This window comes from Flavobacterium geliluteum (assembly GCF_017948595.1).
Taxonomy (GTDB): Bacteria; Bacteroidota; Bacteroidia; order Flavobacteriales; family Flavobacteriaceae; genus Flavobacterium; species Flavobacterium flavipigmentatum.
Genome location: NZ_JAGFBV010000003.1, coordinates 107,187 through 129,609, shown reverse-complemented (window position 1 = coordinate 129,609; position 22,423 = coordinate 107,187). Strand labels below are relative to the sequence as shown.

Below are 22,423 nucleotides of genomic sequence, written 5' to 3'. Positions count from 1 at the left end.
AACTTGTATTGATTTAAGGTATTTCTATTAAAAGCGTTTATCGTTTTGATCTTTACAAAAAGACTTTTCGAGAAAGAAAAACCTTAATTAGGCGATGTGATATTAATGCTTTATTTGAAAAGCCAAATATTTATCTTTGATACTTGGTTGAGAATTAAAAAACAATGGCTAAAAAGACAAAATCAATACCAGTACATTCGCTTCCCGATGGGCATAACCTTGGTATCGTGGTCGGAAAAATGTCGGCAAAAGAAATTCCATTAGACGAAGCAAGTCATGCTCACCGACACGATTTTCATTTTTTTATTATACAGGAAAAAGGAGTAACTTTTTTTGAGGTTGACTTTAAAAAATATAAAATCAGCAAGTCGTCTGTTTTATATATTCACCCCAATCAAGTACATCGTTTTTTAGAAACAACTGACACAACCATCTATGGCTTACTGATTACTAATGAAAACCTGCATCCTGAATACATTGATTTGTTGGAAGAGATTACGCCAGTAAACCCCATGCTAATAAAAGAAGACAGCTTATCTATACTTACTGATACTGCAATGCTTTGCATAAAATCTTTTGAACGCAAACAAGATAGACTATACCACACTTTACTTAAAGACAATTGTAATGCATTGGTGGCTTTAATACTTTCTGCCTATTTGGAAAAGGATAAACCTGCAGAAAAATACTCCCGTTTTGAAGCCGTTACAAAAAAGTTTAAGGCAAGTTTGGAACGTAACTTTACAACAATGAAACGCCCCTCAGACTATGCAAAAATTTTAAGTATATCTACACCCTATTTAAATGAATGTGTCAAAAATACAACTGGTCAGCCAGTTTCATACCATATACAGCAACGTGTTATTTTAGAAACTAAACGCTTATTATATCATTCTAATAAATCAGTAAAAGAAATTGCGACGGAATTGGGTTACGATGATTACCCGTATTTTTCACGGCTTTTTACAAAAGTTGTGGGTACAACTGCTATCACTTTTAAAAATAAAAACCTCGATTAGTCCAATACTTACCTTGTATTGACATTGCCGGCACTAGATTTTCATTGTTTCTTTGCAATGAATTAAAAATTGCACACAATGATTTCGAGTATACCAAAATGGTTAGGGGATTTATTTGAAGGAACGCTTCGCCCCAATGTCAAGATTAGAGATACTACCTATCTAAGCCCAAAAATAAAGAAAATACGTTTTCAGGGAAATGTATCCCGGGTAAATATCCCGATGGGATACGCCAATGTTATTCGTGTAAGTGAAACTGAGTTTAGGAATTATACCCTAATACATCACGACACTGAGAATGATATTTTCGATATTGTTTTTCATATTCACGGAAACGGTGTAGGAAGCCATTACATCAATGGATTAACAAAAAACGATGAATTATATATTAGTCCGCCGAGAGGAAAAAAGCTGTACGAACCAAGCGTGAAAAAACAATTTATTTTCGGAGATGAAACTTCGTTAGGCTTTGCTAGTTCTATTCTTCCGAGTTTAAAAGAGTATAAACATCAGTATCTGTTTTGTTTTGAATTGGAAGAAGAAAACCATAATGTACCGCAATTATTAGGATTAGATCTGTACGTGGTATTTCAGAAAAACAATTCATTCTCCAATGAAAACTGGATAAACAAACTACCTATTTTTGAAACAGATAATTGGCTGGATGCAAATTTTATTCTAACTGGAAATATAACATCCATTCGGATTTTTAAAAAGATTTTAAAAGAAAAAAAAGTGAACCGTATATCATCACAAGGCTATTGGCTTGAAGGCAAAAAAGGAATATAAATTAAAAATAAACAACAATGTCACACACACATAATCATTCAAATAAAAAAGGACTTTCATTAGCCTTTTGGCTTAATATTTTATTTTCAATAGTTGAAGTAGTTGGTGGTATATTAACCAACTCCACCGCTATTATCGCAGATGCATTTCATGATTTTACAGATGCCATAGCCATCGGTGTGGCGGTATTGCTAGAAAAAATATCCGGAAAGAAAAGAAGTTCCAAATTTTCATACGGATACAAAAGGTTTTCTTTATTATCTGCATTAGGCATGTCGCTATTTTTATTGATAGGTGCAGTATTTATGTGCTTTAATGCGTACCAATCATTTTTAAACCCAGAAATAGTTGATGGCAAAGGCATGTTGTGGTTAGCTATAATGGGCATAGCCGTAAATGGTTTTGCTTTTTTGAGAATAAAAAAATCTAACGCAGATACCCATCAGGAACATTCACATCACGGACATAGTCATATACATGAAACCGATTTTAATAGCAAAGCCATCATGCTACATTTGTTGGAAGATGTATTGGGTTGGGTAGCCGTTTTAATAGGTGCCGTGGTTATTTATTTTACCGGTTGGTATTGGATAGATGGCGTATTAGCTTTGGCTATTGCCACTTTTATCGGATACAATGCCACAAGAGGCGTGATTAGCACGATGGAGGTTTTACTTCAATCTGTCCCTAAAAACATAGATCAAGAACAACTATCTAATGAACTGTTGCAAATTGATGGAATTGCAAATATCCACGACCTTCATATTTGGACATTGGATGGTAATTATAACATTGGCTCCCTCCACGCTGTTGTAAATACGGTTGATAAAAGCAGAGAAGCAAATATTCTTTCGTCTATTTTACAGCTCATGGAAAAGCATAAAATTCAACACCCCACTGTACAAATAGAAACGGACTTAATTACTTGTAGGCTTATCGCTTGTTGAAAATAAAACGATTATCTTATTTTTTGTGCCCCCTACAATAGTAACACGTTTAAAAACTAGGTTTTTATGTTGGGTAAATAACGGCACTTAAATGCTCTTAAATTTACTAAAAGAGGGATTTTCAGTCCCTAGTAAAACAAGCCTCTATACTTTCAGTGCAGAGTGGTTTAGTGGTCTCATATTCTGGCTTATAACCCTAATATGAGACACACAAACCTAAAAAAGCATTGTAAATATTTTATATCTGTAATACTTATAAAGTACTATTAGAAATAGACAATGCTGATTATTTTTCAAATCAATACAAGAACAATTCGGTATGGAGAATTGAGAAGGTGCATTACGGGGATTAGTGAAAAAATGCTGATCAGCCAGCTGAAATATTTATGCGAAAAAGGCATTGTATGCAAAAAAGCTTATCCTGAAATCACGCCTCGCGTAGAATATACTTTAACATCTACCGGAAAGGAAATACTTCCAATTATAGACGAAATAATAAAGTTTGGCTTGAATCACCTCTAAACCAGCGTAAAATATTATTCCCATCTTTAGTTACAAGGAAGCTAACGTTTATAATCGCCTTTTGTTTATTATAAACTGCAAGATGAAATTTATTTGTAGAAGTCTTTTACTTTAAAGGCCCTTTTGTAGCTGGAATTGACTTTGTAGATCCCTCCCATGTTTTATTTTGCCCGACCACACTTTTCTTGCTCGGCACCGATTTTGTCTTTACAATTTTCTTTTCTTTCCCTCTATTTTCCTTTGGATACTTAACAAGATGCTTTTGGTGGTACTGATACGGAATATTGCCATTATAATCGGTTATTATAACCTTATAACCTTCATAAAGATTATATCCTTTGCATTGCGAAGGAAGCGACTTCACGCGTACCCATTTGCCTTTTTTATCATAAATAAATTCACTTTTTTCAGTATCGTAATAAATATCGATATCGGGTAAATAATAGTATCTAAAATCTTCACTGCTCAAAGGTCCCCAACTTGGTTTGGAGGCAGCATTTTTATGGGTTACTACTTGAGCATTAGAAAAAACACTCATTAAAAACAAACAGACAAGAATTATTTTTTTCATCTTTTTTTTTGTGTTAATTAATTGAATTTGATTAATATATACCACAATTTAGATACATTATTTCAGCTGCAATCTATTTTTTATACCGAATGATAAATAGTATCGACCAACGCCAATTTTAGTCCGATTACAAAATTCAATAATCTATTTTGTCTTCTATAATTATGTCCGGATCTAGTAATCTTTTTTATTGAGATAACTGCTGAAAATAATTTCACTAATTTTGTGTTTTACTTGATTTATGGAAGAATATTACCTCGCACTCAGAAAACACATAGAAGAAATTAGTCCGTTAACCGATCAGGAATGGGAGTACGTTGCACAATGCTTTACATATAAAACACTTAAAAAACATCAATTTCTTATTCAGAAAGATGAATTAGTTCCCAGTGAATATTGGGTTATCAAAGGATTATTAAAAACCTATACGATTGATAGTGAAGGCAAAGAACACATTCTTCAGTTTGCTATGGAGCAATATTGGACCAGTGATTTTCAGGCTTTTCAGAACCAGATTCCAGCAACATTATTTATAGATTGTATTGAAGATTCTGAGTTTTTTTGTCTTCGATTAGAAAACCGTGAGCGATTGTGTCAAGAAATACCAAAAATGACCAATTTCTTCAGAATTAAATCGCATTACGGTTATATTGCTTTGCAGCAACGCATCATGTCTTTGCTTACAGAAACTGCCGAAGAACGTTATAACAACCTAATTAAAAAACTCCCCCATCTTATACAAAGAGTTCCTAAAAAATTACTGGCTTCTTATTTGGGGGTAACCCGTGAAACCTTAAGCCGATTAAAAGGGTAATTGTAATCGAATCTGTATTATAGCTTTGTGGTTCTTAAAATTGGCTTATTTATTTTTCATGTAACAGAATGTTCCAAAACATTCTTTGATCATTAATTCTACCGAATATTCAGCAAACAACTTGCAAACCTTTGAATAAAAATGTGACATACATCACTTTATAATAGTGATGTACCTCCTCGTACAGGTTGCCCTTTCGGCGGAAATTTGCATAGTAAATAAGAAGCAACTTTAAAAATAATAACATGAAAACTACAGAAGCAATAAATCCTGCCACAAAAGTAAAAAAAGGAATACCTGCTGCATTATGGGCATTAACTATTAGTGCATTTGGTATTGGAACTACAGAGTTTGTAATCGTTGGTTTATTACCAACTGTTGCGACAGATTTGAATATAACGATTCCATCTGCTGGATTATTAGTCAGCTTGTATGCAATAGGCGTTGCCATTGGAGCGCCAGTACTTACAGCATTAACAGGCAGTATCCCTCGAAAAAAATTATTAATCTGGTTAATGATTGTTTTCATATTAGGAAACGGATTGGCATCGATTGCACCGGGATTTATTACTCTGGTTATTGCCAGAATTATTACCGGACTTGCACACGGTGTTTTCTTTTCTATAGGATCTACAATTGCAGCTTCATTAGTACCCGAAAATAAAAGAGCTTCGGCAATTTCTATCATGTTTACGGGTCTTACTGTTGCAATTGTTACAGGAGTTCCTTTTGGAACATTCATTGGCCAGCAATTTGGCTGGAGAGCTACTTTTATTGGAGTTGCGGCACTTGGACTTATAGGATTAATTTCCAGCTGGATTTTAGTCCCAGGTCATATAAAAAATGAACAAAAAATAGCAATAAAAGACCAGTTTAAAGTAATTACAAACGGCCGTTTACTGCTGGCTTTCTTAATGACAACATTAGGTTATGGAGGAACATTTGTTGCTTTTACCTATTTATCACCAATTCTTCAAAAAATTACAGGGCTTTCAGAATCTATGGTGAGTTTGGTGCTAGTTTTATACGGAATTGCAATTGCGTTTGGAAATCTTATAGGGGGAAAAGTATCCAATAAAAATCCTTTGAAAGCCTTATTGTGGATGTTTATTCTGCAAGCAATCGCCTTGCTGATCTTCACATTTACAGCAAGTGATTCCGTTTGGGGAATTGTAACTTTATTTATCATGGGAGCACTATCATTCTCGAATGTACCCGGATTGCAATTGTATGTGGTACAACTATCCGAAAGATATTTACCAGGAACCGAAGATGTCGCTTCTGCTTTTAATATCGCTGCCTTTAATGTGGGGATTGCCATTGGGGCCTTTGTTGGCGGAATGGTTGTAGAATCTACTTTAGGACTTGAAGCGACACCTTGGGTCGGTGCATTATTTGTTTTTCTTGCTATTATAGTGACCCTAATAAGTTCTCGAATTTCGAGAAAGTAACTTAGAAATTAAATTCATAAACATTCCAATTAGATACAAGATTGGTTGATATATAATTTCCATAACCGTATCTCTTAACTAGAATACATTAAAAATACAAGGGTTGTTGTAACCGCTAATTTATTTTAAGAAAAAAATGAAAACAATATGTAAAATTCATAATCCAGGAAAAATGACCATCGGATTAGAATTTCCGTTAGATAATGATTGGTCTCTTGAAGGCGAAAGAAAGAGAAAAACTGAAGGCAGACCTTTTGGTATTCCCGATATAAAAATGCATACCGAACTTATAAAACTGGCAGAAGAATTAGGCTTTTCGGCTTTGTGGATGCGCGAAGTTCCTGTCTATGACCCTAATTTTGGAGATGGTGCCCAGATTTTTGATACATTGGCATATTTGGGCTATATTGCCGGAATTACCAAATCGATTGTAATAGGAACTGCCGCCGTAGTACTGCCTTTACACGATCCTTTGCAATTAGCAAAAGCTGTAGCAACAATTGAAAACTTGTCTGAAAGCAGGTATTTATTTGGAGTAGGATTGGGTGACCGACCTGTTGAATTTCCATTGTTTAATTTTGATTTTGAAACCAGAACCGCACGTTTTGTTCTTAATCATAATATTATTAAAGAAGCATGGAAAAACAATAGTGAACTAAATCAATACTACGAAGGTTTGTCGAATACAATTCAAATTTATCCAAAACCACAAAAGGAAATCCCATGGATATTAGCCGGAAGAGCACAACAAAGTTTAAATTGGATCGCTCAAAACATGCAAGGTTGGTTTAATTATCCACGAGATCTTGAAGACACTCGAAATTTGGTTATCGATTGGAAAAATGCTTTATATGATAACAATCAGGCGACAAAACCTTATATTACGGCTTATCATTTAAATCTCTTAAAAAATCCGAATGCACCACTTATTCCGCATAGATTTGGTGGTTCCGTAGGAGTTAATAGCTTGGTTACACTTTTAAAACAATATGAAGAAGCCGGTGTAAATCACATGGCACTTCATTTAAGAAAATCCGAAACTCCCTTAAAAGAAGCCTTAACCTTGATTGCGGAAAAAGTACTTCCACATTTTAAAATTGAAGAAACTCAAAAAGAAACACTATATGTTCATTAAATCATACAAACTAGGTTAATATCTCCTTATATCAAATCGTTAGTAAATTATGCTGGATAATAAAAAATAGCAACAAAAAAAAACTCACAATCAAACATTTAAAAAGATGTATTTTGACGTTTAGATTCATTTATTCTGAGTTCACAAAAAAATTCCCTTGTTTAAATATAATTTAAACAAGGGATTTTTTTTTAAGTACGAACTACTTTTTGAAAAGTGCTTCCATTATTTTAGTGTAAATCTCTGTATTTTGGTAAACACCCATAAAATTTTGAGCACCAGGTCCGTAAGCAAAAACAGGAACCGGAACGGCCGTATGGTCGTTTGTACTAAAACTACCGTGCACATATCCGTCTGTAATGCTTCCGCCAATTAAGGAAAGACCGCCCGTTTCGTGATCAGCAGTTACTATTAATAATGTTTCGGGATTTTTATCAACAAATTCCATTGCCTGCCCTACTACTTTATCAAAGTCAAGCATCTCCCGAACAACATATTCCAAATTATTTTGATGTCCGCCGTAATCAATCTGAGCTCCTTCCAACATAATAAAAAATGGATTCTTTGTTTTGGCAAAAGTCGAAGTTGCTTTTAGCAGAGATTGAGCTAAGAAATCTCCTCTCCCATCTTTCATAGAAACTACCGAGGCATCTTCCAGAACTACAAATCGATTGTTTTTGATGGTATCCAGAGTATTGAATTTATCTGAAAATGTAAAGCCTGTTTCTGTTAGCAATTTAGCCAGATCCTTACCATCTTTTCTCGATTTAAATTCTTTTAACCCTCCGCCAATTAAAATATCTGACGGATTATTTATAAAATCTGCCGCTATGGGTTCGCTGAAACTTCTTTCAGGCTGATGCGCGTAAAAAGCTGCCGGAGTTGCATCTGTAATATTACCTGCAGAAATAATCGCAGTTTTATAATTATTCTTTGCGAGTTGCTGTGTTATCAGTTCCAATGGTTTTTGGTTTTCATCAACGCTAATAAAACGGTTATTTGTTTTTTGTCCGGTTGCCATAGCCGTTGCGCCTGCGGCAGAATCGGTAATATAACTGTCTAAAGATTTGGTAATAGACAGCCCTTGCGTCGGAATATTAAAAAGATTCAACTGTCCTTTGTTAGCTGTATAACCGGAATAAATCTGAGTCAAACCCATTCCATCGCCAATGAGCAGAATTACATTCTTGGGTTTCTTTTTGGCGAAAGCCGAAACATTTTTAGGAACATAGGCCTGATGAAATTCCGTATTTTGATAAAAAGTAGTTTTGATGTTTTTGATGAATTGGGTTAATCCAAAAACATTATCTGTAGCTATAAAATCAACTTTTAAATTCATCAAAGTCATCCAGGTATTGACATTATCCGCCGTTGCCCAAAATCTTACTTTTTTATTTTGATCGTGAACTTTTTTAATCGACTGTTGCATTTTTTCTAAATCGGCTTGTGTCAAAATACCTTTGCCGTTCCAAACTGTTATTTTATGCAAATCCTCGCTGATCATCGCTACACGAGATAATTCAGATGCAGAATAAGTTTCGTTGAACCTTCCGTCAAAATAAATAAAATCGGGATAAGATGTCCATTTATCTATAGATGGTCTGTTGCCTGAAATCACTATTTTTATGTTTTTGTTCGAAATTATTTCCGGAAAAGTTTTTAATTGTTCAACAATTAATTTTAGAGTAGCATCTGCTTCAGATTTTACATCAATCATTACAATCAGAGACTTATTGCTTTGATATGCTTTTCCTCCTAAAGTTTTTAATTTAGCAGATAATGGTTCCAAATACAAACTTTTTAAGGAATTATGAGCGAGAATTTCTTTGGAAGTATGTGCCACCAATAATTCATTATTTACTAAAAAAACATCGGCTTCGATAACTCCCGATTCATTAGAATATGCTCCATAAAAAGGAAGTGTGCTAGCATAATCGTTATGCGAATGAATATTGGAAGAACTGTATTCCTGCGCTTGTACAGACAGGAAAAAATGGAGGCAAAAAAGAGTGATTATTTTTTTCATTGAAAATTGAGTTTCATTTCTTTTAAAGCAGTAGGTAACTTTATTAAGAATATAAATTGGGTATTATAAAGGTGGAATTATGTAAAACACATAAAAACATAGCCCTTGGGAGGCAAAAAGAAATTTGATTTTAAAATAAATTGCATACCAATTTTTGTGAAAGCTGCAGACCCAACCAGGTCTGCAGCAAAAAAAAAATAAACAAAACAAACAAAATTATTAATTATCCGCCTTGCTTTAAAAAGGCAAATTTGTTTATGTAATACTTAAATTATCAGCAGAATATGTACAGATTAAATTACCATGAAGTAAATTCGGCATATTTATTTCTGTCGAAGATTTTCTTGTTTTTTAATTTCGGTACTGTAAATGACTTCTCCTTTTTCATTAACCGCTTGCACATATAATGTATCGGGAAGAACTGAAAATGTCATAAATCCGTATTCGGAAGAAGCCAGTTTACTAATTGGCAATTGATCGATGGGAGTAGCCTCAGAAGCTGATCCCGAAACGAAATAATTTGTCTTGCCCTCTGGCAATAAATGCTGTAAATCATGATCATGACCTGCGATGTAAGCATCTACTTCGTATTTATCAAATAAGGATTTTAATGATTTACGCACTGCCTTCGTGTCATAACTTTCTCGTCTTTTTAAAGTTGCGGTAAACAAAGGGTGGTGTCCAACAACGAGTTTCCACTTAACACTTTTAGGCGCATCTGACAAGGTTTTAATAAGCCATTTTTTTTGTGCAGTGGTATCTTGTGAAATTACATTTTTACCATACACATCATTTTCATAAAATGCAGGAATTAAAGGATTCGTGTCTATAAAAGCGATTAATACCTGTTGGTTTGAATCTCCGTTTATATTAAATGTCTTGCTATAATATCGGGCTGGCATATTCCAGCGACGACTTATTTTAGAGTAAGCAACCTGCGCATCCGGATTACCGGCATAATCATGATTTCCTAACACCGGATACCAGTTCCAATGCAATGAAAAATCGGTATAAATATCTTCATAAGAAGATTTCCACTGCGGATCAAATTCACTTGCAACGCCTACCGGATAGAAGTTATCTCCTGTAGAAATTATAAAATCACGATTAATCGCTGTAGCAGTAATGCCCATTTGCTTGGCTACAGGAATTTGATGGTCTTCGCCAAATCTGCCCCAATCTCCCATTACAATAAAATTAAGAGCATTGGGATATTTTTTTACACTTGTATCTTTTGTTTGAGCAGAAGCAAAATTGATAGAGAATAGGCACACAAATACTTTGAACATATTTTTTTGCAGTACTGGTATTTTCATTTTTATAAGAATTAGAAATTTGAAGGCTATTGGGTTATCTCAATAAAAGAAAACCTGAAGCCTTCAAATTAAATATATAATTTACAGAATTTAGTATCCTTTATTTTGTACTAAATATCCAGGAGTGTTAGAAGCCCCGTCAATAGCAACTTGAGGAATTGGGAACAATCTATGATTTACATCTGCATCTGTTTTTTCAGTCCATTTGTCCTCATAATGTCCAAAACGTATTTGATTGGTTCTTCTTAGACCTTCCCAGTAAAATTCAAAACCATATTCTCTGTACAAAATATCTAAATTGATCGTTGGAAGTGCCGCTGGAATTGGAGCACGGGCAGTTCTTGAAGTTCTTACGGTATTCATATCTGCTAATGCACCAGCGGTATCTCCTTTTCTTAATTTGGCTTCGGCACGCATCATAAAAATTTCAGCATATCTAAGCAGTACCATATCTACGCTACTAAAATAATTTCCATCAGGAGAAGTGTGACTAAATTGGTATTTAGAGACTCTATATCCAGAATAGTGCATACTGCCCTCTTTAGTAAAATCTACCTGAAGAGTAAGATTAACGTAACCCACATTTTTATCAGGACCGTTCCCTTTTATTTGTTTAACAGGATAAATTCTGTACCCGCCATCGCATTTAAAAAATGCACCATTAGCATCTTTTCTTGCTGCCCAAGGAATACCTCTCATAATTCCTCTGTCAATTTCAAAATCTTCTCCTTTTACACAGTAATAATGATTTTGATCGTTTAAAGGTGAAAGCCCAGTAAGATCCTTCAAATTTGCTGGTACTTGTGCATTGTTCTTGTAAAATCTCGAGTCGGCATCGGCAGGATCTACGTTACCATAAGCATCAACCCATGTCTGATAGAAATCTGAAGTAATGGCCGGACCATCTGTTCCATCTGCATTAATTGATTCCGGTCTAGGGAACATTGAGCCCGGAATTGACCAGTAAGCCCAACGGTTATTTTCATCTCTTAAAACTCCGCGCTGATCTAAAGCAAAAATTAATTCTTTATTTGAATTGTTCGCATCGTCAAAAAGGTCAAAATACTCAGGAGATAAGCTAAATTTACCAGAATTAATAATGTTATCAGTGTATTTAATTACCTTATCCATATCGGCAGCAGCAAATGTAGGTGTACCATAAGGATCACGGTAAACTGCAGCATTCAGATTCAATCTGGCAAGAAGTCCCCAAACGGCAGCCTGCGTCATTCTTCCTGGTCCTTTGGTCGTATTAATAACATCGGCTACAGACAATAACTCACTTTCGATATAAGAAACTGCTTCTGTTCCGCGAAGTATTTCTGAAGTACTCGCTGATGATTCTTTTTTAAACACAATTCCCCAACTGTCCAAGGTAAGCATATTAAGGTAAGCTCTCAAGGCTTTCATTTCGTACAATGCTCCCTGAGCCTCTGCATTTCCGCTTTTTGCAAGAGGAGTCAATACTTCAATAGCAGACAATGTTCTGGAAATGTTTTTTGTAAGCTCATTCCATGTACTTGTAACCAAATCGTTTGTAGGTGTGGTAGTATGTGCGTGTACAGCCAGATACTTACCGCCATCATACCAATCTGTTCCTCCTCTGTAAGGTAAAATACCTTCATCACTGGCAATTAACTGCAAACCAAAGTTGTTGGTGTGTATCCAAGTCGCTTTTAATTGACCATAAGCCGGAGCAATTGCACCACTAATTGCATCTCCTTGACCGCTGCCATTCAACGATTCATCTAATACTTTTTCTTCCAAGTCGGTACAACTCCAAGTAAATAATAAACCGAATGCAAGAGCTGTTACTATTATTTTATTTTTCATGTTATGTTATTTTTAATTAAAATGCCACGTTTAAACCAATCAAAACGGTTCTGCTTCTAGGATAACTGAAATAATCAATTCCAAAAGACTGAATATCACCAACAGCAGTACCCGTGTTTATTTCAGGATCGTAACCACTATACTTTGTGATCACAAATAAGTTTTGTCCAGTTAACGAAAGGCGAATATTATCCATTACAGTATCAAGTCCAATTGATTTTGGGCTTAAATTATAACCAAGAGTTGCATTATTTAATCGTAAGAAACTTCCATCTTCTAAATATCTTGTAGAAACGGTATTTGAATTTGTAGAAGCTTCGTTTGAAAATTCTGAAGCTCGGTCTGTGGTATTAAAAGAATTTGCTAGGCTTCCTCTGTTGAATGATGTCATTGCTACGTGATTGTAAATTTTGTTCCCGCCTGCACCATTAAAATTAAATCCTAAATCACAGTTTTTATATTTAAAATTCAAATAGAAAGCATAAATATAGTCGGGTAATGCGCTGCCAGCAACGATACGGTCATCGTCAAGAATTGCACCATCATTATTTGTATCAGCAAATTGATTTAAACCATTAGCACCAATTCCTGTAAAGTCAAGCATATAAAAAGAACCTATAGGCTGCCCGTTTAGGACTCCATTTATGGTTGCTCCAGACTGTCCACCTCCTTGTGCTCCACCTGTAGTCAATATTTTATAAGGTGAATTTTCTACTTTATTCTCTGTAAAAGATATATTTCCGCCAATACTATAAGAGAAATCACGGCTTTTATCGCTGCTATAATCTAAAGCAATTTCGATACCGTTATTTTGTATCTCCATGTTTGGAATGTTTGTCCAATATTTTGATGTAGGCTGAATAGGATCTACAGGCGCTACTTCTAATAAAATGTTTTCTGAAACTTTGTTAAAATAATCAATAGTTCCTGATACTCTATTATTGAATAAACTAAAGTCTACCCCTATATTGGTCTGTGTTGAAACCTCCCACTGAATGTTAGGATTGGCCAAACGAGTATAAATAGAACCATAAGGATATCCGCCCAAATCTGTTGCAGAAGGATCTAAAGGATACGTATCGTTTCCTGTATTGCTTTCTGTATAACTTGCTTTTGTTATTTTAGAAGGAATCTCCTGTGAACCAGTTTGTCCCCAGCTTGCTCTTAACTTCAAATTGTTAACAATTTCAGATTCATTTAGAAAATTTTCTTTGGTAATATTCCAACCCAAAGCTACAGATGGAAAGTATCCGTATCTATTATTCTTACCAAATTTAGACGAACCGTCAGCACGCATAGTTGCTGTAAGCAAATATTTGTTATCATAGCCATAATTTAATCTTCCGAAGAAAGACTGAAGTTCGTTTTCTACTGCAGACGAAGCCTGAGTGGTGCGCTCACTTGCAGTTTCTATCTGATTTTTTGGCTCAACACCATTATCAGGAAATCCGGATAAATTATAACTCTTTTGATTTACTTGTATTTTTTGATACGACTGACCTGCTAAAATTGTAAAATTATGAGCCTCTTTACTAAAATTATAAGTAAGTGTATTTTCGTACAAGATATTATTATTGGTCGTAACGATATTGTTCAAAGATCCTAAAGTCGTGTTTGTAGCCGATCTGTATGGCAAGACCTGAATGTCTCTTTCAGACATAGAATAATCTACTCCTAAATTAAATTTATAAGTTAACCCTTTTATAAATTCATAAGATGGTGCAATATTGGCCAAAATACGATTGTTGTTCGTTTCATCAGAGTAAAGTCGCTCACTGATTAAAGGATTCAAAACATCATTACTTAAGTTAACATTTGGCTGTCCATCTACATAAACTGCATCTGTAGGATTCATTGTTAGCATATTCCCTACTATACTTCTGGCGTCAGGTCTTGAATTTTCAAGTTTAGTACCTGTCAAATTAAAAGCAACATTAAATTTATCATTAAGGGCTTTTTGGTTTAAATTTAAACGTCCTGAATAACGTTTTAAATCACTATTACGTAAAACACCTTCCTGATTATCTACTCCTAAAGAGGCGGCATACGTTGATTTATCAGTTCCTCCACTCATGGAGAAATTAATGTTTTGAGAAACACCTGTTCTGGTCAATTCATCCTGCCAGTCTGTATTTGCTCCACCATCTTGTAAATTTCCGTTTACTGCTACAACTTGTTTTCTAAATTCATCAGCACTAAAAACATCAACCTTGTTGGCTAATGTTGAAAATCCGGAAGTCATAGAAAGGTTTATTTGACTTCTTCCTTTTGATCCTTTCTTAGTAGTGATTACAACAACCCCATTTGCAGCTCTAGAACCGTAAATAGCAGATGCTGATGCATCTTTAAGTACCTCAATACTTTCGATGTCCTGTGGATTGATAAAGTTCAAAGGATTTGAAGCAACACCATTATTACTATTGTCTAAAGCAAAACCGTCTACTACATAAAGCGGTGTTGTACCTGAACGCAAACTTCCTACTCCACGAATAATAATGTCCTGAGAAGCTCCCGGTTCACCACTTGCGGCTGTAACGTTAACGCCGGCAACTTTACCTTGAATCAACTGTCCGGCATTTGCTACCACTCCTTTATTAAAATTTTCACTCTTTACAGAAGCAATAGCTCCGGTTACATCCGATCTTTTTTGAGAACCATAACCTACAACAACTACTTCATTTAGAGTGCTAACTTCTTCAGTCAAGGAAACACTCTGTTTTTGACTCCCAGAGAAAGCAACTTCCTTTGTTTGAAATCCTACATAAGAAAAAACTAAAACACCATCGTTTTGTTTTGCTTTAATTACAAAATTACCGTCAAAATCTGTCGTAACAGCAGCTTTAGGATCTCCTTTTATATAAACTGAGACTCCCGGTACTGGTATTTTTTCAACATCAGAAACCACAGCTCCGGACACTGATACCTGCGAGTAGGAATATGACATACATCCTAAGGCAAGAATTAATAATGCGTAAATTTTTTTCATTTAAATATTATTTTATGTTTTGCCAAAAGTATTTTATGAATCCTGTCAAATGGGGTAATTTTGATGCATTAATGAGGATTTTAGATTCAAATTAGGATAAAATTAACGACAAAAAAGGGGTGTTTTGTTCAATAACATTCATCTAACTTTCTGTAAACACAGGGCTAACAAATTTTCTAAGAGAATCCTTTGTATTCTTTAGGACTTTTTCCAAAATATTTTTTAAAAGAACGTCCAAAGTATTTCGGATCATTGTAACCACACTCAAAACTGATCTCAGAAATATTCAATTTTTTGGTTCTTAATAATATTTCTGCTTTCTGTAATCTAAATGAGGTTATTACATCTGAAGGTGACTGATTTAATGTTTCTTTAAAAACACGGTAGCATTTTACTCTCGAAATCCCCAAGGTTTCTACAAGTGTTTCAACATTAAAAGAAGGATCTTGCAACTCCTTTTTTATAGTTTCTAAAGCTTGCTTGACCAACTTATCATTATTGGTTAAAAAAGGGGTGTCTTCTGTTAAAATTTCGAATATTTTTTGCTGCATTTTATTTTCCTTTGATGCCTCTTTGTTCTTATCAATCAGAGAACTTATCTTTTTCATAATAAATGAGGAACTTGCAGGCAACTGAATCAGTGTATCGATACCTAACTCTAATAATTGTTCATGCAATTCATAATTAATGTATTCTGAGATATAAATCATCGGTATTTTGAGGCCTGACATCTTTTTATGAGAAGCTAAAAAATGAACCAGTTCTTTTGAGAATGTCGCTTGATAAAACACCAAAGCAGAAACGTTTAATTGCGTTAAAGCCGAATTTAAATTAGCTACCGAATTTTCGAAAAGCAAATGATAATTATTATTCTCTAAAATCTGATTTGCTGCGGTGTAATCTGACTGATCGCTAAAAACCAAAAACAATTCTTTATCCAGCGAAAGCTGATCCTGTTCGCTAAAATGCTTCCAAGAAATTGTTTCTTTCATTTTTAAATTTTCGTCCGCTAATTCTAAAGGAATTTGTAAAGTACTTTTGAATTTTTCATCAGAATAATCAAAAAAAATCCCATCCAAGTCTTCCAACAACACATTTAATGCTTTAAAATAAGGACTGTAATGTAGAATATTATACCAATTATTTTTTAAGATAACACTATCAGATACAACACTCACTTTTAAGAAGTTATCCTCATACCCTATTTCGATATTTAAGGTACTGTCTGTTTCAGAATATTTGCAGATATCATTAAAAAAATACTGCAAAAGTAACTTTAACCGCAATAAGTCTATCGATACAAAACAAAGAGCATTGTCTATTTCGCAATTTAAATTAACCTGATTGTGTTGCAGCTCTAGTTTTAATTTTTCAATACTATTCTTTAAAACTGGAAACAAATTGACCGCCGATTTCCTGATCGGACCAATATCTTTTACATAACTCAAATAATTCCATCCCGAGATCAGATTCGCCAGTTTACCTGATTGAAAAAGTAAATCCCGTTGCACTTCGTTATCTTTTTTATACGTACTTGAAATTTTAATGATCTCAGCAATTGGATCTTGAAACTCTGCCAGCATAAAAGTTTTAAATTTTTCGATTTCAAAATTTTCGTTTTTAAGAGTGCTGTGCAACTTCAAAAGTTTTTCTTTCTGCTCTGATATTTTTTTGTTCTTTTTATCGAGTTTTTCATTAATAGCCTGCAAATCTTTCTTCTGCTTTTCGATAATTGCGGTTCGGGCTCCTATTTTTGCCACCAAGTACTTTTGCTGCGCTGCTGCAGTTTTATTTCTAAAATAAATCAGCGTGATACAACCTAATAAAATACAACCCGATAATAAAATGTAAAACAATATTGTTTCATAAAAAGCTTTCCTAATATGAAGCGTAAAAAATACGGGCTGCACTACTCCTTTTTCGCCTTTTTTAATCAAAAAATGGTACTCTCCCGAAGATAAATTGGCATATTCTATTTTTTTGGTATCTCGTAATAAAATCCAATTTTTATCTCTTCCTTCTAACTTATAATAAATTGAAGCTGCATTTTCTCTCGGAAAAACAATAGGTACTATTTCTATTTCTAATTCATTATCCGTAAAACTCTTATCTATTACGGGCAAATAATTTTCGTTACCATCGATATTTAATTTGATCTTTTCAACAGATGTGTTGGTACGAAGACTATTCGGATCAAAATAATTAAGTCCATTTACTCCTCCAAAATACAAAAGACCTTTATTATCCTGATAATAGGCCCCTTCTGAAAATTCTGGTGCCTGCCACCCATGATTTGGATTGTATGATGTGATTTTAAAGTTGTTTTTAGCAACAGATGCAATTCCTTTAGTGGTACTCATCCAAACCTTATTTCCGTTATCGATAAGACCGTACACCATGTGACTCGGAAGTCCGTCCGTCTCAGTAATATTCTTAATTAAACCCTTTTTTTTATTAAAAACGCTGACACCTCCTAACGAAGCAATCCAGTAATTATGAGTATTTTTGTCAATTAGAACCGAATAAACACTATTGCCCAAAAGACCCTGATGGGTTGAAATTTGTTCTAACTTACCGGTTTCTAAATTTAAAATAATTATACCATCATTTTCGGTAGCTAAAATTAAACTCTGTTTGTCTTTTTTGACACATCTGATGTGGTATTTATTCAACAAATTTTGTCCTTTAAAACTCTCCCATTTTTCCGTTACTAAATTAAATTTAGCCACACCACCCCAGCACCCTATCCAAAGCTGTTTATTTTCATCTTCACAAATAGAATAAGATCTGTTATTAGGCAATTCCTTTATTTTTTCAGCCTCATAACACCTATATTGAGAGCCTGAAATACGTATAATTCCTTTATAAGTTCCTACCCAAATTGTTCCGTCACTGGCGGTAAATAAACTCCTGACCCTTTCCCAATCCGGATGCAAAGCGGCTTCTTTTATTCTAAACTTGTCGTAAGAATGATTTTTTTTATTGTAATAATAGAGTCCATTTGTGTAGTAGCCCAGCCAAATTTTACCCTCTTTATCTTTGGTAATGGCTCTGATAGTTTCCGTTGGCAAATTAGGATGTTTTACAGGATGTGGCATTATTGTGTTTAACATTTCTGAACCTGTGTAAGCCATACTTAATCCGCCATCTTTTTGCCCTAACCAAATGTTACCAAAAGCATCTTCGTGAAGCGTTTCTATTTCATTACTGCTGAACGAATAAGGCAAATACAAGTCTGAGGTAAAGTGCTCAATGTTTTTTTTGCCCCCTTTATTAGAAATAATATATATTCCGTTTTTTTGAGTAGCATACCAAATATTTCCGAATTTATCTTTTAAAACATCATTGATAATCAGTCTTGGATATTCTTTAAGCAAGCTGTTTTTGAGATCACTCAAATCTGTTTTTTGTACTCTATTATAGGATATTGCGGTGAAAGCTCCCTTTATAAATTCGTAATAAGCCGTACTGGTTTGAACGACAATATTTCCTTTTTGAGATAAATAAATGTTTTGCGGAAGTGACTTAAACTTAAATGTTCTGAATTTACCATTTTCGACGTATTTATTGACATCTCCCTCTTTGCTAATCAGCCAAATACATCCTGTATTATCCTTTTTTACTTTAGTAATATAATTACTGGATATGGTTTCATGATCATTAGCGTTGTGTTTAAAACACTTAAAATTATGACCATCGTAATAATTCAATCCATCCCAGGTAGCAACCCAGAGCCCTCCGTCTTTGTCATTTTCAATATCTATTACCGAATTATTGGATAATCCCTGATTGGTAGTAAAATTTTCGAACTTTATTTGTTGACCAAATGACTGTAATGTGATCAAACACATTATCAATAACCCTCTAACCATTTGTTTGTTTTTTAACCTACAAGTATACAATCAGAGGTTTACTTAAACATAAAGTGTATGTTAAGTTTAAAAAACAGTTGATTTTAGAGAATGATTTATTGAAAAAGTTTTTACCTTGTTTTATTTTTTAGGTAAAATAGTACATTCAATATCACCTTTTTTGATTTTCTGAAATAGTTGAACTTACTTTAATTTTAATTGTAAATTTTTACTTCATATTAAAGTTAATCGTCATAGTGGTGATGTCTTACTAGACAAATTTCAATTCTTTAAAAAAACGAAGCATTTATTACATAAAAATTAAATAGTAGTTACTTCTTCTGATCAAATAGCCGAAGAATAAAGTACATTACTATATTTGTAATTAGTAAGTTAACATTGATTAGAATACTATTTAAATAACGAACTGAAAACAACCAAATCTATGCAAACGGACGATAAAAATGGCATGCTTTACCTGATTGACGGAAGCCTGAACGAGGTTATTAGTCATTACTACCATATTTACAATTCCGATTCTCAAAACGTACTTAAACACTTATCTCCAAGCCTGGAAATACTATTGGTTTTTAATTTTGGTACCAACATTCAAATATCTTTCAACAATTCTACCTCTCCTCATGAGATAAAAAAGGGATGCGCTGTAATTGGCCCTGTCAGGAAAATGCTTAATTATGAACTTAAAGAAGGTGCTGATGCGATTATTGTTAATTTCAGGCTCAGCGGATTTTACAGGCTCTTTAAAGTTCCGCTGAATAATTTTGATGGAGAAACAGTATACGATCCTGATCAAATAACAGACCAGTTCTCATTTAATGAACTGTTTAAAACACTTCTAGAGATGAATGATCTCAAAGCGAGATTAAGTATTATTTCGAGTTTCATCGTACATTACATTCACAAAATGGACGATGCCGCCCAGCCTCTTATTGATGGGGAGCATTATTTTTATAATCCAGCTACACATCCCGTAAAGGCCATTGCATCTGATGCTAACTTAACAGAGCGTACGGTTCAGATTCGATTTCAGAAATATGCCGGATATTCTCCAAAAGAGTTATTGAGATTTTTAAGATTCAAAATGGTACTTGGTCGTCTTATTGATGACAAGGAAAAAATTACCGATATGTTTGAGATTATTTCCGCATTTAATTATCATGATCAAAGTCATTTAATTAAAGATTTTCAACATTTTCTGGGAACAACTCCTCAGCAATTTATAAAAGATTTAAAAGGTAAAGAATTTTTTACCGTAGGTTCCGGAACCAAAAATCCAGACACATTTGAACAATAGTATTAAAAATAATTATTTTTTTACATTATTTAAAAATAACACAAGTTACTCATATACAATAAAATAAACACAAAATAACATACAATACAAGTTAAAAAAACAGATTTAAAGAACACGTTCGTTTTCTTACAATGGCAGTCAATATTTGGGATGTAGTTTTGCTCTAGAAATAAATAACATTCTAAATAGTAAAACTATGACTCATACAATTTTAGGTGCCAACGGTACCATCGCCACTGAACTAATACCTGTATTAAAAAAACACAATGTCAACATCAGACTTGTATCAAGAACACCGCAACATGTTGAAGGAACAGAATCGATAACAGCCGATGCACTCGATTCTGAGCAGCTATTGTCTGCGATACTTGGTTCTGATGTAGTTTATCTAACAATTGGATTGGTTTATAATGCTAAAATATGGGAAGAACAATGGCCGGTAATTATGCGAAATGTTATAAACGCATGTAAAACAACTGGTGCCAAACTAGTCTTCTTCGATAACATATACATGTACGGAAAGGTTGACGGAATTATAACCGAGGAAACTCCATACAATTACATAAGCAAAAAAGGAAAAGTACGAGCTGAACTGGCAAAAATGTTATTGAAGGAAATGGCTTCGGGCAACATTGAGGCTACAATTGCAAGGGCAGCAGATTTTTTTGGTCCGAGAGCAACAGAGAAAAGCATCCCGAGCGTATTGGTATTTGAGAAGTTGAAAGCAGGCAGCACTGCCCAATGGCTGATCAATCCGAATGTGCCAAGATCATTAAATTATACTCCGGATATCGCTGAAGCGCTTTATATTCTTGCGACAAATGAAAAGGCGTTTGGACAGGTATGGCATCTACCGACACCAGCGCCACTTACCGGAAAGGAATTTGTAAAGTTGGCGGCCAAACATTTGAAAAGTTCAGACAAAATTTCGGTTTTACCAAAATGGCTGCTAAAAATAATAGGCCTGTTGAATCCCTTTATGAAAGAAGCATACGAGATGAATTACCAAAACGAATTTCCACTTCATCTTAGTTCTGCTAAGTTTGAAAAAGCTTTTGCATTTAAACCAACCTCATACGAAGATGCAGTTAAGGAAACAGCGCTATGGCATTTAAACAGATAACAATTATAGCATTAATTAAATCAATGTTAAACTTTATCTGATGCGATTTTATGACATTCAAACTACTATTTTCGAACCAAAAAAATCTCCAAAATCAAATGACTTTGGAGATTTTTAAATTTTAGGAAGTTATAAATACTCGTATCTTCTGTTAGCTGTTTTGCTTTAAGAACGTGGTTTCGATAAGTTTCTGTCGTACATAATAATAGTTCCTGCTACGGCGACATTCAAGCTTTTTTCTGATTTGAATTTTACTAAATGATGGCATTTATCCATTACTTTTGAGGATAAGCCGTGATCTTCTGCCCCTAATAAATAAACACAACGTCTTGGATGTTCAAAAGTTTCTAAATCGCAAGCTTTTTCATCTAATTCAACACCCACCAATCGTGCACCTTTGGGTAAGTTTTCATAAAAAGCCTCAAAAGTATCATAATGAAAATATGGAATTGCTTTTACCGCATCATGAGTATCACAGGCTTGTTTGGCATATCGGTTACCAATGGTAAAGATAAAAGTAGCGCCTAAATTTTGAGCAGATCGCCACAAAACACCCAAATTTTCAGGCGTTTTACCATTTTGTATTCCTATCCCGAAATATTCATTTACAAAGTTATCATTCATAAACACAAAAGTACAAACTGTAAGCACATAAATCAATACTTAAACAAACATCATAAAAAGTAGTATTGTCATCCGAGATTAGTGCCTTTTTTCTTTAGATT

Annotated in this window: 16 protein-coding genes; 9 read left to right on the top strand and 7 right to left on the bottom strand. The window is 34.1% G+C overall.

Going from position 1 to position 22,423, the window contains the following annotated elements:
* Window positions 1–164 precede the first annotated feature (164 nt).
* From J3495_RS03025 to J3495_RS03010, 4 genes are all read left to right on the top strand, one after another.
* A complete protein-coding gene (locus J3495_RS03025; protein WP_210665092.1) occupies window positions 165–1,019 on the top strand; it encodes a helix-turn-helix domain-containing protein in 855 nt (284 codons plus the stop codon).
* A gap of 78 nt (window positions 1,020–1,097) precedes the next feature.
* A complete protein-coding gene (locus J3495_RS03020; RefSeq protein ID WP_210665091.1) occupies window positions 1,098–1,808 on the top strand; it encodes an FAD-binding oxidoreductase in 711 nt (236 codons plus the stop codon).
* 17 nt (window positions 1,809–1,825) lie between these two features.
* On the top strand, window positions 1,826–2,755 hold the full coding sequence (locus tag J3495_RS03015) for a cation diffusion facilitator family transporter (protein ID WP_210665090.1): 930 nt from the start codon (window positions 1,826–1,828) through the stop codon (window positions 2,753–2,755).
* A gap of 279 nt (window positions 2,756–3,034) precedes the next feature.
* Window positions 3,035–3,277, top strand: coding sequence for a winged helix-turn-helix transcriptional regulator (locus J3495_RS03010; protein WP_210665089.1), 243 nt, complete (start codon window positions 3,035–3,037; stop codon window positions 3,275–3,277).
* A gap of 106 nt (window positions 3,278–3,383) precedes the next feature.
* On the opposite strand, the gene J3495_RS03005 is transcribed toward J3495_RS03010, so the two are convergent.
* Window positions 3,384–3,848: a hypothetical protein gene (locus tag J3495_RS03005; protein ID WP_210665088.1), complete on the bottom strand. Its 465-nt coding sequence runs from the start codon at window positions 3,846–3,848 to the stop codon at window positions 3,384–3,386.
* A gap of 241 nt (window positions 3,849–4,089) precedes the next feature.
* Here J3495_RS03005 and J3495_RS03000 point away from each other — a divergent pair, with 241 nt between their 5' ends.
* The 3 genes from J3495_RS03000 to J3495_RS02990 all read left to right on the top strand — a co-directional run bounded on the left by J3495_RS03000 (window position 4,090) and on the right by J3495_RS02990 (window position 7,248).
* Entirely contained in the window at window positions 4,090–4,662 is a 573-nt protein-coding gene (locus J3495_RS03000; RefSeq protein ID WP_210665087.1) for a Crp/Fnr family transcriptional regulator, read from the top strand.
* Window positions 4,663–4,907: 245 nt separating this feature from the next.
* Window positions 4,908–6,113 (top strand): MFS transporter, encoded by a 1,206-nt coding sequence (locus J3495_RS02995; RefSeq protein WP_210665086.1) that lies wholly within the window; start codon window positions 4,908–4,910, stop codon window positions 6,111–6,113.
* 136 nt (window positions 6,114–6,249) lie between these two features.
* The gene (locus J3495_RS02990; protein ID WP_210665085.1) at window positions 6,250–7,248 is read left to right on the top strand and encodes a TIGR03571 family LLM class oxidoreductase; all 999 of its coding nucleotides are present in this window, start codon (window positions 6,250–6,252) and stop codon (window positions 7,246–7,248) included.
* A 202-nt stretch (window positions 7,249–7,450) separates the two neighbouring features.
* On the opposite strand, the gene J3495_RS02985 is transcribed toward J3495_RS02990, so the two are convergent.
* The 5 genes from J3495_RS02985 to J3495_RS02965 all read right to left on the bottom strand — a co-directional run bounded on the left by J3495_RS02985 (window position 7,451) and on the right by J3495_RS02965 (window position 19,281).
* A complete protein-coding gene (locus J3495_RS02985; RefSeq protein WP_210665084.1) occupies window positions 7,451–9,274 on the bottom strand; it encodes an alkaline phosphatase in 1,824 nt (607 codons plus the stop codon).
* Between the two features lie 323 nt (window positions 9,275–9,597).
* Window positions 9,598–10,590 (bottom strand): purple acid phosphatase family protein, encoded by a 993-nt coding sequence (locus J3495_RS02980; RefSeq protein WP_210665083.1) that lies wholly within the window; start codon window positions 10,588–10,590, stop codon window positions 9,598–9,600.
* 90 nt (window positions 10,591–10,680) lie between these two features.
* Window positions 10,681–12,423 carry a RagB/SusD family nutrient uptake outer membrane protein gene (locus J3495_RS02975; RefSeq protein WP_210665082.1) on the bottom strand — a complete coding sequence of 581 codons (1,743 nt, stop codon included), beginning with the start codon at window positions 12,421–12,423 and terminating at the stop codon, window positions 10,681–10,683.
* A 16-nt stretch (window positions 12,424–12,439) separates the two neighbouring features.
* Window positions 12,440–15,409, bottom strand: a complete 2,970-nt coding sequence (locus tag J3495_RS02970) for a SusC/RagA family TonB-linked outer membrane protein (protein ID WP_210665081.1) — start codon at window positions 15,407–15,409, stop codon at window positions 12,440–12,442.
* A gap of 176 nt (window positions 15,410–15,585) precedes the next feature.
* Window positions 15,586–19,281, bottom strand: a complete 3,696-nt coding sequence (locus J3495_RS02965) for a two-component regulator propeller domain-containing protein (RefSeq protein ID WP_210665080.1) — start codon at window positions 19,279–19,281, stop codon at window positions 15,586–15,588.
* Window positions 19,282–19,705: 424 nt separating this feature from the next.
* Here J3495_RS02965 and J3495_RS02960 point away from each other — a divergent pair, with 424 nt between their 5' ends.
* Window positions 19,706–20,575: a helix-turn-helix domain-containing protein gene (locus tag J3495_RS02960; protein WP_210665079.1), complete on the top strand. Its 870-nt coding sequence runs from the start codon at window positions 19,706–19,708 to the stop codon at window positions 20,573–20,575.
* Window positions 20,576–20,771: 196 nt separating this feature from the next.
* Window positions 20,772–21,698, top strand: a complete 927-nt coding sequence (locus J3495_RS02955) for an NAD-dependent epimerase/dehydratase family protein (protein ID WP_210665078.1) — start codon at window positions 20,772–20,774, stop codon at window positions 21,696–21,698.
* A 165-nt stretch (window positions 21,699–21,863) separates the two neighbouring features.
* Here J3495_RS02955 and J3495_RS02950 read toward each other — a convergent pair whose 3' ends face one another.
* Window positions 21,864–22,322 carry an RNA methyltransferase gene (locus J3495_RS02950; RefSeq protein WP_210665077.1) on the bottom strand — a complete coding sequence of 153 codons (459 nt, stop codon included), beginning with the start codon at window positions 22,320–22,322 and terminating at the stop codon, window positions 21,864–21,866.
* Window positions 22,323–22,423: the final 101 nt, after the last annotated feature.